This window comes from Amycolatopsis sp. lyj-346 (assembly GCF_046548975.1).
Taxonomy (GTDB): Bacteria; Actinomycetota; Actinomycetes; order Mycobacteriales; family Pseudonocardiaceae; genus Amycolatopsis.
Window position 1 is genome coordinate 736,432 of the sequence record NZ_JAJPWT010000002.1, and the last position, 12,622, is coordinate 749,053.

The 12,622-nt window shown below is 72.5% G+C and carries 13 protein-coding genes; 5 read left to right on the top strand and 8 right to left on the bottom strand.

Going from position 1 to position 12,622, the window contains the following annotated elements; genetic code table 11:
* Positions 1–20: 20 nt before the first annotated feature.
* The 5 genes from ACLJQE_RS09695 to ACLJQE_RS09715 form a co-directional block, all read right to left on the bottom strand.
* The gene (locus ACLJQE_RS09695; RefSeq protein WP_410638802.1) at positions 21–1,001 is read right to left on the bottom strand and encodes an ABC transporter substrate-binding protein; all 981 of its coding nucleotides are present in this window, start codon (positions 999–1,001) and stop codon (positions 21–23) included.
* Between the two features lie 130 nt (positions 1,002–1,131).
* On the bottom strand, positions 1,132–2,175 hold the full coding sequence (locus ACLJQE_RS09700; RefSeq protein ID WP_410638803.1) for a LacI family DNA-binding transcriptional regulator: 1,044 nt from the start codon (positions 2,173–2,175) through the stop codon (positions 1,132–1,134).
* A gap of 293 nt (positions 2,176–2,468) precedes the next feature.
* On the bottom strand, positions 2,469–3,422 hold the full coding sequence (locus ACLJQE_RS09705; RefSeq protein ID WP_410638804.1) for an endonuclease/exonuclease/phosphatase family protein: 954 nt from the start codon (positions 3,420–3,422) through the stop codon (positions 2,469–2,471).
* The gene (locus tag ACLJQE_RS09710; protein WP_410638805.1) at positions 3,419–4,342 is read right to left on the bottom strand and encodes a D-alanyl-D-alanine carboxypeptidase family protein; all 924 of its coding nucleotides are present in this window, start codon (positions 4,340–4,342) and stop codon (positions 3,419–3,421) included. The genes ACLJQE_RS09705 and ACLJQE_RS09710 overlap by 4 nt, the downstream gene beginning before the upstream one ends.
* 161 nt (positions 4,343–4,503) lie before the next feature.
* Complete coding sequence (locus ACLJQE_RS09715; RefSeq protein ID WP_410638806.1) at positions 4,504–4,758, bottom strand: hypothetical protein; 255 nt, start codon at positions 4,756–4,758, stop codon at positions 4,504–4,506.
* Between the two features lie 228 nt (positions 4,759–4,986).
* Between ACLJQE_RS09715 and ACLJQE_RS09720 the strand changes: the two genes are divergently transcribed.
* Positions 4,987–6,105: a right-handed parallel beta-helix repeat-containing protein gene (locus ACLJQE_RS09720; RefSeq protein WP_410638807.1), complete on the top strand. Its 1,119-nt coding sequence runs from the start codon at positions 4,987–4,989 to the stop codon at positions 6,103–6,105.
* A gap of 3 nt (positions 6,106–6,108) precedes the next feature.
* Here the strand turns inward: ACLJQE_RS09720 and ACLJQE_RS09725 are convergent, their stop codons facing one another.
* A complete protein-coding gene (locus tag ACLJQE_RS09725; protein WP_410638808.1) occupies positions 6,109–6,903 on the bottom strand; it encodes an SDR family NAD(P)-dependent oxidoreductase in 795 nt (264 codons plus the stop codon).
* 220 nt (positions 6,904–7,123) lie between these two features.
* Here ACLJQE_RS09725 and ACLJQE_RS09730 point away from each other — a divergent pair, with 220 nt between their 5' ends.
* Positions 7,124–7,741 (top strand): LysE family transporter, encoded by a 618-nt coding sequence (locus ACLJQE_RS09730; RefSeq protein ID WP_410638809.1) that lies wholly within the window; start codon positions 7,124–7,126, stop codon positions 7,739–7,741.
* 142 nt (positions 7,742–7,883) lie between these two features.
* Here ACLJQE_RS09730 and ACLJQE_RS09735 read toward each other — a convergent pair whose 3' ends face one another.
* Positions 7,884–8,927: a LacI family DNA-binding transcriptional regulator gene (locus tag ACLJQE_RS09735; protein ID WP_410639170.1), complete on the bottom strand. Its 1,044-nt coding sequence runs from the start codon at positions 8,925–8,927 to the stop codon at positions 7,884–7,886.
* A gap of 424 nt (positions 8,928–9,351) precedes the next feature.
* On the opposite strand from ACLJQE_RS09735, the gene ACLJQE_RS09740 reads away from it, so the two are divergent.
* Both ACLJQE_RS09740 and ACLJQE_RS09745 read left to right on the top strand, forming a co-directional pair.
* Positions 9,352–9,921: an RNA polymerase sigma factor gene (locus ACLJQE_RS09740; RefSeq protein WP_410638810.1), complete on the top strand. Its 570-nt coding sequence runs from the start codon at positions 9,352–9,354 to the stop codon at positions 9,919–9,921.
* Entirely contained in the window at positions 9,918–11,024 is a 1,107-nt protein-coding gene (locus tag ACLJQE_RS09745; RefSeq protein ID WP_410638811.1) for a CU044_5270 family protein, read from the top strand. The genes ACLJQE_RS09740 and ACLJQE_RS09745 overlap by 4 nt, the downstream gene beginning before the upstream one ends.
* Before the next feature lie 235 nt (positions 11,025–11,259).
* On the opposite strand, the gene ACLJQE_RS09750 is transcribed toward ACLJQE_RS09745, so the two are convergent.
* Positions 11,260–11,910 carry a helix-turn-helix transcriptional regulator gene (locus ACLJQE_RS09750; protein ID WP_410638812.1) on the bottom strand — a complete coding sequence of 217 codons (651 nt, stop codon included), beginning with the start codon at positions 11,908–11,910 and terminating at the stop codon, positions 11,260–11,262.
* An 87-nt stretch (positions 11,911–11,997) separates the two neighbouring features.
* Between ACLJQE_RS09750 and folE the strand changes: the two genes are divergently transcribed.
* Entirely contained in the window at positions 11,998–12,618 is a 621-nt protein-coding gene (folE, locus tag ACLJQE_RS09755) for a GTP cyclohydrolase I FolE (RefSeq protein ID WP_410638813.1), read from the top strand.
* Positions 12,619–12,622 lie beyond the last annotated feature (4 nt).

The following is a 12,622-nucleotide window of genomic DNA, read 5'->3' on the forward strand; positions in this document are numbered from 1 at the left end:
TCACGACCCGCAGGCGGTTGTCAGTACTGGCGCTGCGGAAGCGCGGCCTTGGCCGACGCCTGGTCGAACTCGGTTTCCTGGGTCTCGATGCGGGCGGGCACCTGCTCGCCGGCGGCGACCTTCTTGACCAGGTCCATCAGCTGCGGGCCGAGCAGCGGGTTGCACTCGACGATGTGGTTGATCTTGCCGTCGGCCAGCGCCTGCATCCCGTCCTTCACGGCGTCCACCGAGACGATCTTGATGTCCTTGCCCGGGACCTTGCCGGCGGCTTCGATGGCCTCGATGGCGCCGAGGGCCATGTCGTCGTTGTGGGCGTAGAGCACGTCGATCTTGGGCTGGGACTTCAGGAAGGCCTCCATGACCTCCTTGCCCTTGGCCCGGGTGAACTCACCGGTCTGCGACGCGACGATCTTGTACTTCGGGTCCGCGGCGATGACGTCGCCGAAGCCCTTCTTGCGGTCGTTCGCCGGCGCCGAGCCCGTGGTGCCCTGCAGTTCGACGATGTTGACCTGGCCGGCGGCGCTGCCGAACTCCTTGGTCAGCCACTCCCCCGCCTTCTTGCCCTCGGCGACGAAGTCGGAGCCCAGGAAGGTCTTGTAGAGCGACTTGTCCGGGGAGTCGATCGCCCGGTCGGTGAGGATGACCGGGATGTTGGCGTTCTTGGCTTCCTTGAGGACGGTGTCCCAGCCGGACTCGACCACCGGCGAGAAGGCGATGACCTTGACCTTCTGCTGGATGTACGAGCGGATCGCGGAGATCTGGTTCTCCTGCTTCTGCTGCGCGTCGGAGAACTTCAGCTCGATCCCGGCGGTCTTCGCGGATTCCTGGATGGACTTGGTGTTCGCCGTCCGCCAGCCGCTCTCGGCGCCCACCTGGGCGAAGCCGAGCGTGATCGCCCCGCCCGAGCTGCCGGACGAACCGCCGCTCCCGCAGGCGGTGAGCAGCACCAGTCCGGCCGCCGCGGCCGCGGCGGCGGCCCATCGCTTCTTCAGCACGTTCACTCCTCGATCGACGATGATCTGTGGGAAAACCTTTGTGGGGACTTCGGGTGAAGCAGTGTCAAGCAAAAACTCATTGCGTGTTAGCGCTAACAATCCCTCGGGGACCACCGGGTCCGCGCCGGCCGCCGCGCTACCGCGGTCCGGTGCTCTCGCGCACGATCAACTCGGGGACGACCAGGGCGCGCGCGTGCCGGTCGCCTCCGTCCATCCGCCCGGCCAGCAGGCCGAACGTACGCCGTCCGACTTCGATGAAGTCCTGGCGCACCGTCGTCAGCGGCGGCGTGAAGTACGCCGCCTCGGGGACGTCGTCGAAGCCCGCCACGCGCACGTCCCGCGGCACCGAGATGCCCGCTTCGGCGAACGCGCGCAGCAGACCCAGTGCCATCTGGTCGTTGCCGGCGAAGACGGCGTCCAGATCCTGTTCCTTGGCGAGGGATCGCCCCGCCTCGTAGCCCGACCGCGAACTCCAGTCGCCGCGGATCACCCGCGGGACCCCGACGCCGTGGCGCTCCAAGGTTTCCCGCCAGCCGAGCTCGCGGTCGCGGGCTTCCAGCCAGTCTTCCGGCCCGGCGATGTGCCACACGGTGCGGTGGCCCAGCGCCAGGAGGTGTTCGGTGGCGCGGCGGGCGCCGTCGCGCTGGTCGACGGAGATGACCGGCACCGGCGCCGCCTCCCCGCCGCCGACCGCGACGACCGGGAAGTCCGCCGGCGCGGCTTCCAGGGCCCGGCCCGCGCTGACGTGCGGGGCGATCACGATGACGCCCTCGACCGCCTGGCGGCGCAGGTTTTCCACCGCGTCGGCGATCGACGACCGGCCCGGCCGGCTGACGCTCGAGATGGTGATCGCGTACCCGGCTTCCCGGGCGGCGTTCTCGATGCCGTACAGCGTGCTGGCCGGACCGTACAGATTGGACTCGAGCGCGACGACGCCGAGCGTGCCGGTCCGCCCGGTGACCAGCGCGCGGGCCGCGGAATTGGGCCGGTAGCCCAGTTCCTCGATCGCCGCGAGCACCCGGGCCCGGGTTTCCGGGCGCACCGGTCCGGTCCCGTTGATCACCCGGGACACGGTCATGTGGGACACGCCCGCCACCCCCGCGACGTCGGTCAGGCTCGGCTGCCGCGTCCCGGCCGCGGTCGCCTTGAGGGGTCCGCCGGAGCGGGGTCGTTCGGCCACCGGCGTCCCCTTCCGTCCGCTCCGACATGGGCTGCGTCACTCGTTCCGGTGACGACGAGGAGTTAGTGTTAGCGATAACACCCACGGGGTCAAGAGCGGGTCGCGTAACGGTCTAGTCACATGCCCTTCACACGCCCCCAACGACGAATTCGACGGCGCGACCTGCGCGGAGCGTCGTTCGAAATTCACCGCCCGTCAGCACGGCCCGGTGTTCAACGGCATGTTCGCCGCTCCCGCGGGGCCTCTACCACAGGCCTTCGGCGGGCGCTTCGACAGCTCCGGCTTCGCGGAGATCAGTACGCCACGGTGGCGGCCACGGGCAGGTGGTCGCTGCCGGTCGCGGGCAGCGTCCAGGCCGCCACCGGCCGCACGCCGGAGACGAAGACCTGGTCGATCCGGGCCAGGGGCAGCGCGGCGGGCCAGGTGAAGCCGAAGCCGTCGCCGGCTTCGTCCTGCGCGGCCCGCAGCCGCGCGGTGATCGGCGCCAGCGCGCGGTCGTCGGCGGTGCCGTTGAAATCGCCGACGAGGATCGTCCGCGGCGCGGATTCCGCGGCGACGGCGTCGGCGAGCAGGTCCATCGCCGCGTCGCGGCCGTTCGCGGTGAACCCCGCGTCGAGGCGCACGCGCACCGAAGGCAGGTGCGCCACGAAGACCGCCACCGGCCCCTTCGGAGTGTCCACTGTGGTCTGCAGGGCACGGGTCCACGGCATGATCGCCACCGGCCGCGTGCCGCGCAGCGGGAAGGTGCTCCAGACGCCGACGGTGCCCTGGACGGAGTGGTACGGGTAACCGGCGGCGAGGACGTCTTCGTACTTCGGGACCTCGGACTTCTTCAGCTCCTCGAGCGCGATCACCTGGGCGCCGGCGGCGGCCAGTGCACGCGCGGTGCCCACCGGATCCGGGTTCTCGTCGTTGACGTTGTGCGAGACGACCGTGAGGTCCCCGCCGTGCTCGCGCCGGTCGAAGAGCCGGCCGCCGAAGGAGCCGCCCCAGACCAGTGCCGGCAGCAGGAGGGCCACGAGGGCGAGCGCCGAGCGCCGGACCAGCGCCGCGACCAGCAGCGGCACGACGAGCAGCCCGGTCCAGGGCAGGAACGTCTCCAGCAGGCTGCCGGCGTTGCCCGGCCGGTTGGGCACCAGCGGGTGCGCGAGCGGCAGCAGCGCCGCCAGGACGGCGAAGGCGGCGATGACGCGGCCGCGGCGCCAGGTCCCGCGGGCGGAGGCCGGCCGCTCGGCCGTCACGGTCATCGGGTGGCCCCCGGCAGTTCCCGCTGGATCGCGGCGATGAGCTTCTCGCTGTTCTCGAGCGCGGCCCGCAGCCCGGCCGCCGGCGTCCCGCCCGGGTTCTGGTGGAGGACGACGCCGAGGACCAGGGCCCCGCCGGGCGTCCGCGCGGCCCACATCAGGGCGCCGCCGGCGGCGGTCGACGAGCCGGTCTTCAGCCCGATGACGCCGTTGCGGCCGAGGAGGGTGTTGGTGTTGACGACCGTGCCCGGCACGCCGTCGATCCGCAGGCTCGGGGTGGCGGCGATCGCCCGGATCACCGGGTTCTTCATCGCCTCGCGGGCCAGCCTGAGCTGGTCGGTGGCGGTGCTCGTGGTCGAGTCCTCGACGCCACTGGCACCGGTGTAGGTGGTGCCGGTCATGCCGAGCGCCGCGGCTTCGCGGTTCATCTTCGCGACGAAGGCCTCCTGGCTGCCGGCGTCCCACCGGGCGAGCAGCCGGGCGACGTTGTTCCCGGAGGGGATGAGCATCAGGGCGAGCAGGTCACGCTCGCTGAGCCGCCGTCCCGCGCGGACCGGTGCGCTCGACTCCTCGGCCGAGGTGGACTCGGCCTCGGCCTGCTGGTCGACGGTGATTTCGGGGCCGGCCTCGCCGGGGCCGAGCGGGTGCTCCTTGAGCACCACGTAGGCGGTCATGACCTTGGTGAGGCTGGCGATCGGCACCGGCTGCCGCCCACCGCGGCTGCCGAGCGAGCCGAGGTTCTGCACCTCGGCACCAGCCTGCCCGCCGGACGGCCACGGCAGTGCAAGGCCGGCATCCGGCCGCGCGGCGAGCGCCCGCCCGGCGGTTTCGGGCGGGAAGACGACCCAGCAGCCGGCGGCGAGCACCACGGCCACGGCGGCGGCCACCCCCGCGGCGACGGGTGGGATGCGGGTACGGGCCATCGGTCTCCTCCGGGTGCCGGTGTGCGCTCGGTCAGCGCACACCGGTCACTGTGTCCGGAGAAGATCGCCGGTTCGTCGGGGCTGTTCGACAGGCGTGAACCAGAAATGTCCCGATTTCGTCCCGAAGGCGGCGTCAGGGGTGGCCGGTGGGGCCCGGCGGGTCACTTCGCGGAGCGCTGGATGCAGTCGAGGCCCAGGCCGAGTGCCGTGGCGACGTACTGGCAGATGTGCGACGAGTGCGTCTCGTCGGCCTGCGTGCAGCCGACCGGCACCCCGAGCAGGTCCACCGAACAATAGGCGTAGAACTGGGTCTTGCTGCCCGGCACCATGTCCGCCGACGCCGGTGCGGCCGTGGCGACCGCCGCGGAAACCGTGAGTGCAGCGGCCGTTGCCCAAGAAGCGATCCGGGTGTTCATCGTGCTCTCCTTCCGCCAAGCTTTCCCCTGCGTGCCAAGGGGTTCACCGGAGAGAATTCCCCGCGCGCCACCTCTTCAGCTCGACGTCACCGTAAAGAGTTACCGCCCACTGTTCACATACGTGACCATTGTTCATTCTGTTGACGGCCGTGGGGCCGGTAACCTATAAAGGGAAAGTCCGGGTGTCCGCCGCAACACCTCCGCAGCTCCGCTTCCCGGAGGCCATCGGTGTCCCCACGATCATCGTCGCGCCACACCGTTCTCCTCGGCGCCGCCATCGCCGCCGCCGTCGCCGCCGCCACCATCGCCGCGCTCGGTGGTCCGGAGCCCGCCGGAGCCACGCTCTCGGCTGCCACCACTCCCCCGCCCGACGGCGACGTCTTCGACGTCGCCACGGCCGCCCAGCTCCAGGCCGCCCTCGCGAACGCCGCCCCGGGGCAGGCGATCCGGCTCGCGGCCGGCACCTACCGCGGCTCCTTCGTCACCACGAAAGCCGGCACCGCGGCCAACCCGATCACGCTGTCCGGCCAGGCGAACGCCGTCCTGATCAACGACGGTCCCTCGGGCGACGGGCCCGGCTGCCCGGCACCGGCGGCCGGCTGGGACTCCGGCTACGGCCTGTGGCTCTCCGGTGCGCCGCACTGGACCCTGCGCGGGTTCACCGTGCAGGAGTCCAAAAAGGGCATCGTCGTGGACGGCTCCCCGCACACCACCATCGACGGCGTCACCGTCCACCACGTCGACGAGGAGGCCGTGCACTTCCGCCGCTCGTCGGCCGACAGCGTGCTGAAGAACTCCACAATCAGCTACACCGGTCTGGCGCAGCCGGGCTACGGCGAAGGCGTCTACCTCGGCTCGGCCCACTCGAACTGGGCCTGCCACGGCAACTCCGGCGGCGTCGACCGCAGCGACCGGATCCAGGTGCTGGACAACCACATCGGCCCGTTCGTCGCGGCCGAGGCGATCGACGTCAAGGAAGGCACGTTCACCGGCCTGATCCGCGGCAACACCTTCGACGGCCGCGGGATCACCGGCCAGAACTCGGCGGACTCCTGGATCGACGTCAAGGGCATCGGCTACACGATCGAAGGCAACACGGGCACCTTCGCCCCACCCGGCACGTTCGCCAACGGCTACGAGAACCACAACCCGAGCACGAGCCCGTCGTTCGCCAACGGCTGCGGAAACGTCTGGCGTGGCAACAAGTCCGACCTCGGCGGCGTGGGCGCCTACGCGATCAAGATCAGCTCGGTGTCCAAGTGCGCGGCCGACCCGAACGTGGTGTCCGCGTCGAACACGGTCACCAACGCCCGGTCGGGACTGACGAACGTCCCGGTCACCCCGTGAGGCTCACGGCACGATCGCGTCGACGTACCCGCCGTCCACCCGCACCGCCGCGCCCGTGGTCGCCGACGCGAACGGCGAACTCAGGTACACCACCATGTGCGCGATCTCCTCGGGCTCGATCAGGCGCTGCAGCAGCGACTGCGGGCGGTGCCGCTTCATGAACTCCCGCTGGGCTTCCTCCCACGGCAGGTCCTTGTCGACGAGCTCGTAGACGAAGTCCTCGACCCCGCCGGTGTGCGTCGGCCCGGCGATCACGGCGTTGACCGTGACGCCGGTGCCGGCCGCGTGCTTGGCGAACCCGCGGGACACGCCGAGCAGCGCCGTCTTCGACACTCCATAGTGGAGCATCTCGGCGGGGATGACGATCGCGGAATCGCTGGCGATGTACTGGATCCGGCCCCAGCCGCGGTCGGTCATGCCCGGCAGGTAGGCGCGGGTGAGCCGCACCGCGGCGAGGACGTTGACCTCGAAGTAGCGCCGCCAGTCGGCGTCGGTGATTTCCAGGGGCTCCTGGGCGCCGAAGATGCCGAGGTTGTTGACCAGGATGTCGGCGTCCGGCACCTCTTCGACCACCTGGGCCGCGCCGGCCTCCTCGGAGACGTCGCCCGGGGCCGGCAGGAAGTCCGCGTCCGGCACCTCTTCGCGCAGCCGCGCGATGGCCTTGTGGACGCCAGTCTCGCCGCGGCCGTTGATCGCGACCCGCGCGCCCGCCGCGGCGAGGCCTGCCGCGATCGCCGCGCCGATGCCCTGGGTGGAGCCGGTGACCAGTGCCGTCTTCCCGCTCAGGTCGACCCGCATCGTGAAAGCCCTCTCTCGCTCGCGTGCCTCCTCCGGGGCGATTCAAGCACAGCTCGCCGGAGCTCACCGGCTGGAAAACCCGGTTGCCGCACGCCACCCGCGGCCGCCACGATCTGCGCATGACCACCCAGCGCACCCCGCTCCTGCCGACCGTCGCCGCGACCACCGCGCCGGCCCGGCAGCAGCCGTGCCGCCCGCGGAGGTCGATCGCCCCGGCGCCGTGAGCGCCGCGCTGCTCGCCGGCCTCGTCGCCGGCTACGGCATCGCGATCCCGGTCGGCGCCGTCGGGACGTACCTGGTGGCCCTCACCGCCCGCACGTCGCTGCGGACCGGCCTGGCCGCCGCCATGGGCGTCGCGACGGCGGACGGGGTGTACGCGCTGGTCGCCGTGCTCGGCGGCGCCGCGATCGCGGGCGTCATCGCGCCGTTCGCCGGGCCGCTGCGGCTGCTCTCGGCGACGGTCCTGATCGTGCTGGCCGCCCACGGCACCGTGCGCGCGGTGCGCTCGCACCGCGCGCCGGCCACGCGGCCGGTCACCCCGCTCGCCCCCGGCCGCGCCTACGTCAGCCTGCTGGGCATCACGCTCGTCAACCCGGCGACCGTCGTCTACTTCACCGCGCTGGTGGTCGGCGACCGGGCCGGCGCGGGAGTCCCGGTGCTCGACCAGGCGGTGTTCGTGCTCGCCGCGTTCGCCGCGTCGGCGAGCTGGCAAGCCGCGCTCGCCGGCGGCGGGGCCCTGCTCGGCCGGGTCCTCACCGGGCGGCGGGGCCGGCTGGCGACGGCGCTCGTGTCGAGTGCGGTGATCACCGCACTCGCCGTCCGGCTCGTCCTCACCTGAGGCGGTCACCGGGCGGCCGGCGTGACCTTCGGCGCGGCACTGTCCACTGTGGATGGATGCGTCACGGTCAGTGCGGCCGGGCGCGGGACTGGGCGGCACGGCGCTCGCGGCCACCGCCCCTGCGTCCCGGCCAGCCGCCGCGTCAGCGTGGCCGGGTGCTCTCCCGTACGACCAGCTCAGCCGGCACGAGGTGCCTCGCTCCGGCGTCGCCGCCCGCCATCCGCTCTTCGAGGAGGCCGAACGTGCGGCGGCCGACCTCGATGAAGTCCTGGCGGACCGTGGTCAGCGGTGGGGTGAAGTACTCGGCTTCCGGCACGTCGTCGAATCCGGCGACGTGGACGTCCTCCGGCACCCGGATGCCCGCTTCGGTGAAGGCCCGCAGCAGGCCCAGCGCCATCTGGTCGTTGGCCGAAAACACCGCCTTGAGCCCGCGCTTGCCGACCAGCGTCCGGCCCGCTTCGTAGCCCGAGCGCGGGCTCCAGTCGCCGCGGACCACCGCCGGCGCGCGCAGGCCGTGGCTCTCCAGGGTCTCGCGCCAGCCGCGTTCCCGGTCCCTGGCCTCCAGCCAGTCCTCCGGGCCTGCCAGGTGCCAGACCGTCCGGTGGCCGAGGGACAGCAGGTGCTCGGTGACGAGGCGGGCGCCGTCGTACTGGTCGACCGAGAGCACCGGCACCGGCGCCGACTCGCCGCCGCCGACGGCCACCAGGGGGATGTCCGAAGGCGCCGCCGCGAGCGCGCGCCCGGCCGTCACGTGCGGGGCGATCACGACGATCCCCTCCACCGCCTGGCGCCGCAGGCTCTCCACCGCGTCGCCGATCGACGTCCGGCCCGGACGCGTCACGCTGCAGATCGCGACGCCGTAACCGGCCTCGCGGGCCGCGTTCTCGATACCGTAGAGGGTGCTCGCCGGTCCGTAGAGATTGGACTCGAGCGCGACCACACCGAGGGTGCCGGACCGGCCGGTGACCAGTGCCCGCGCGGCGGTGTTGGGCCGGTACCCGAGCTTCTGCACGGCGGCGAGGACGCGCTCGCGGGTCTCCGGGCGCACCGGCCCGCTCGCGTTGACCACGCGCGAAACGGTCATGTGCGAGACACCGGCCATGCCGGCGACGTCGGCCAGGCTCGGCTGCCGCGGTCCCGGCGGGAAAGTTCTCGTCTGCTCCCCCGGCTTCGCCCGGTCCACCACCCTGGCCCCCTCCACGTCGTACTGCCTCACCCCCGAGACGGTACCGTCGAACCGGCGCTTCCCGGACGTCCCGCGCCGGGCCGGGCCGACCGAGCGGACGAGAGAAGGCTTTCCCCGCCGCCGTGACGGGCCGGTGGCGCCACGACGTCGGCGGCGGCGCCGCGGTCGCCGTCGTGGCCACACTCGTCGTCAACGACGGCGGGACCGGTGGCCCTGCCTCGGCGGGCTCCGGTGGCCGCAGCGCCGCGGCCAGCCCCGGCACGGCCACCACCGCGCCGGCGCACGTCCCGGCGAGCAGCATCGCGTTCCCTCGGTGCATACCGGCTGTTGTCCGCGCGCCGCTCCCGCGTTCGCGCGATGTGGCGTGCGTCTCATCCGGACGAGGGAACGGGGACGCGGGTGGCGGGCCGCGACAACCAGTACCGTGACCAGAATCGTCGAACGGCTGGACCGGCCCGACCTCGCCGCACGGGATCCGAAGGAGATCTTCGCGCGGCTCTTCGACGAGTACGCCCCTCCCCTGCGCGGGTACCTCGCGGGCCGGGTGGGTGCGCACGTCGCCGACGACCTCGTGGCGGAGACGTTCGTCGTCGCGCTGCGAAGACGGGCGAGCTACGACCCGGAGCAGGCGCCGATCCGCGGCTGGCTCTACGGCATCGCCACCAACCTGCTGCGCAACCACGTGCGCCAGGAGGTCCGCGGGTTCCAGCTGACCGCGAAGGCCGGTGCCGGTGACCGCCCGGCCGAAAACCACGACACCGCGGTCGCCGGCCGGGTCGACGCGGCGGCCCGGCTGCGGGTGCTCGCCGCCGAGCTCGCCGAACTGTCCGAACAGGACCGCGACGTCCTGCTGCTCACGTCCTGGGCCGGTCTCGAACCGGCCGAAGTCGCCGAGGCGCTCGGCGTGCCCGCGAGCACGGTGCGCTCGCGCCTGCACCGCGTGCGCCACCGGCTCCAGGCCCTGCTCGCCCCCACCGAGGAGAACCCGTCATGAACGAGCTCGACGAAACTCTCGAGCTGCTCCACCGCGATGCCCGCACCGCCCCGGCCGACCTGTCCGCGGCCCGGGCCCGGCTGCTGGCCGAGCTCGACGCCGGATCCGTGGTCCCGTTGCGCCCCGGACGCCTCCGCCGGTTCGCGCTGCCGGTCGCGGCCGCGGTGGCGGGCGTGGTGGCGGTGACCGTCGTCGTGGTCCAGCCACGCCCGGCGGCACCCGGCCCGGCCGCCGCACCACCGGTCCGGACCACTTCACCGGCCCCGACGGCGGCGGCCCCGGACGTCCGGCTGATGTCGGCGGTCCAGGTGCTGACCCGGGCCGCGGACCTGACCGTCGGCGCGAGCGACCAGCCCGTCGGCCCGGGGCAGTTCCGCTACGTCGCCGAGCACACGTGGGTGCAGCGCGGCGTCCAGACCGGCGACGCCACCGGCTACACCTACCTGTGGGAGCAGGAGGTCGGCCGCTGGATCCCGGCGGACGAGCACGACGTCTGGCAGGAGACGCGCAAGATCCTGAGCACCGGGAAGTTCCTCGGCGGTTCGGTGCCGCAGTCGCAGGCCCCGGAGCCGTCGGTGACGAACACCGACCAGGGCCGGTGGCAGGGCCGCTGCGGCGACTTCTTCCCGAAGTCCAAGCCGGCGAAGAAGTGCGGCGACCCGAGCGACTGGGACAGCCCGGCGTTCTACGCGGCCTTGCCACGCGACCCGGCGGCCTTGTACGCGAAGCTGCAGCAGCTGACGAAGGGCCGCGGCTCGACGCCGTCGGTGATGTTCCACTTCGGCATCGAGATCCTCCGCGCGGGCCAGATGCCGGCGCAGCTGCGGGCGCAGTGGTACCGGGCGCTGGCGAAGATCCCGGGCATCACGGTACTGGCGGCGGAGACGAACCTCGACGGACGGACCGGGGTCGCGCTCGGCCTCGACGACCGCCACGAGATCCGCCAGCTGATCATCGACCCGGTGACCGGCGGGTTCATCGGCGAACGCACGATCGCGGGCGCGGAGCCGCGGCAGCCGTGGCTGAAGCCGGGCACGGAACTCGGCGCGAGCGCGATCACGACCGCGGTGGCCGACCGGCTCGGCGAGATCCCGCCGAAGTGACGAACCGCCCCAAGGTGGCCTTGGTTGCGTTGAACGCACCGAAGGCCACCTTGGGTGCGTCCAACGCACCGAAGGCCACATTGGGGCGCTCGGGTCCGGCGCCCGGGTCCGGCGCCCGGCGAGTGCTTGCAACTTTCATAGGGAAGTGGCGTTTTTTGAGGCTGGTGGGGCTAGTGGGACTGATGTGGTGCTGAGCGCGGCCGGTGAAGCCGGGCGTCGGCTTGTGGAGCCGGGGTCAGTCCGCCGCCAGGCGTACGCAGCACGATCCCGGGCGTGGGTCCAGCCTCGCCCGCCACCCGGGCTCCCCCACCCCCGCCAGCATTCCTTCGACCAGGCCCAGGTTCATCTCGCACATCAGCCGCGGGTGGGCCTGGGCCAGCCGGTGGAACGGGCAGTTGGCGAGCGAGACCTCGCCGTCCCCGTGCCGCGGCTCGAAGCCGTTTTCCTCCAGCGTGCTCACGATGTCCTGGCCGACGGTGGCCAGCTCCGCCCCCTGCTCGCGGGCGCGGCGGGCGAGGATCTCGCGCGCCGAGCCGCCGGTTGCGTCGGCCTCCTCCACCGACGCGGCCAAGAGCCGGCCGGCGAGCTCGTATTGGCGTTCGGGCAGGGAAACGCTCACCTGCCGGTCCGACCGGCGGTACAGCTTCGCCGGGCGGCCCGCCCCCGGGCCGCTGCGGCCGGTCCGGCGCTCGTGGCCCACCACCAGCAGCTGCTCCTCCACCAGGCGGTCGAGGTGGAATGCGACCGTCGCCCGCGGCACGCCGAGTGCGGCGGCGACGTCGTCGCGGCTCACCGGCTCCGGGCGGCGGACGACGTACTCGTACAACCGGCGCCGGGTCGGCTCGTCGAGCGCCGCGACCGCGGTCAGCGCCTGCGTTTGCTGCATCACCGCACTCTAAAACAAATACCTGTTGACGAAAACCCCCGGGAGCTTCTAACGTCGGCCTGACTTGATTTTAGAAGGAGGCATCCCGTGACCGCCGAACCCCTCAGCGCACCGGTCCCCCTGCGGCACCTCGGTGTCGTCCACCACCGCGACACCGTCGACCTGCGCGCGGCCCAGCGCGCGGTCGCCGACCTGTTGCGGGCCCTCGGGAAGGACCCGTCGTCGGAGCACCTCGGCGACACACCGCGGCGGGTGGCCCACGCCTACGCGGAAATGCTGCAGCCGCGCGACTTCCAGCTGACGACCTTCCCCAACGACGAGGGCTACGACGAGCTCGTGCTGGCGAAGAGCATCCCGGTGCAGTCGCTGTGCGAGCACCACCTGCTGCCCTTCCGCGGCGTCGCGCACGTCGGCTACCTGCCCGGCGAGCGGATCCTCGGGCTGTCGAAGCTCGCCCGCGTCGTCGAGATGTTTTCGCGCGATCTGCAGGTGCAGGAGCGGCTGACCAAGCAGGTCGCGGACTGGCTGCAGGAGCACCTGGCCCCGAAGGGCGTCGGCGTGGTGATCGAGGCCGAGCACCTGTGCATGTCCCTGCGCGGCGTGCGGGCGAACGGCGCGCAGACCGTGACGTCGTCGCTGCACGGCATGCTGCGCGAAGAACCCAAGACGCGGCAGGAGTTCTTCGCGCTGACCGGCGTGATCGGCTGAGGGG

Excerpts from the sequence above, each read along its gene's own strand:
- ACLJQE_RS09725 (WP_410638808.1), bottom strand. The coding sequence starts at position 6,903 with ATGCGGGTCGACCTGAGCGGGAAGACGGCACTGGTCACCGGCTCCACC.
- ACLJQE_RS09705 (WP_410638804.1), bottom strand. The coding sequence starts at position 3,422 with ATGACCGTGACGGCCGAGCGGCCGGCCTCCGCCCGCGGGACCTGGCGC.
- ACLJQE_RS09715 (WP_410638806.1), bottom strand. The coding sequence starts at position 4,758 with ATGAACACCCGGATCGCTTCTTGGGCAACGGCCGCTGCACTCACGGTT.
- ACLJQE_RS09745 (WP_410638811.1), top strand. The coding sequence starts at position 9,918 with ATGAACGAGCTCGACGAAACTCTCGAGCTGCTCCACCGCGATGCCCGC.
- ACLJQE_RS09710 (WP_410638805.1), bottom strand. The coding sequence starts at position 4,342 with ATGGCCCGTACCCGCATCCCACCCGTCGCCGCGGGGGTGGCCGCCGCC.
- ACLJQE_RS09750 (WP_410638812.1), bottom strand. The coding sequence starts at position 11,910 with ATGCAGCAAACGCAGGCGCTGACCGCGGTCGCGGCGCTCGACGAGCCG.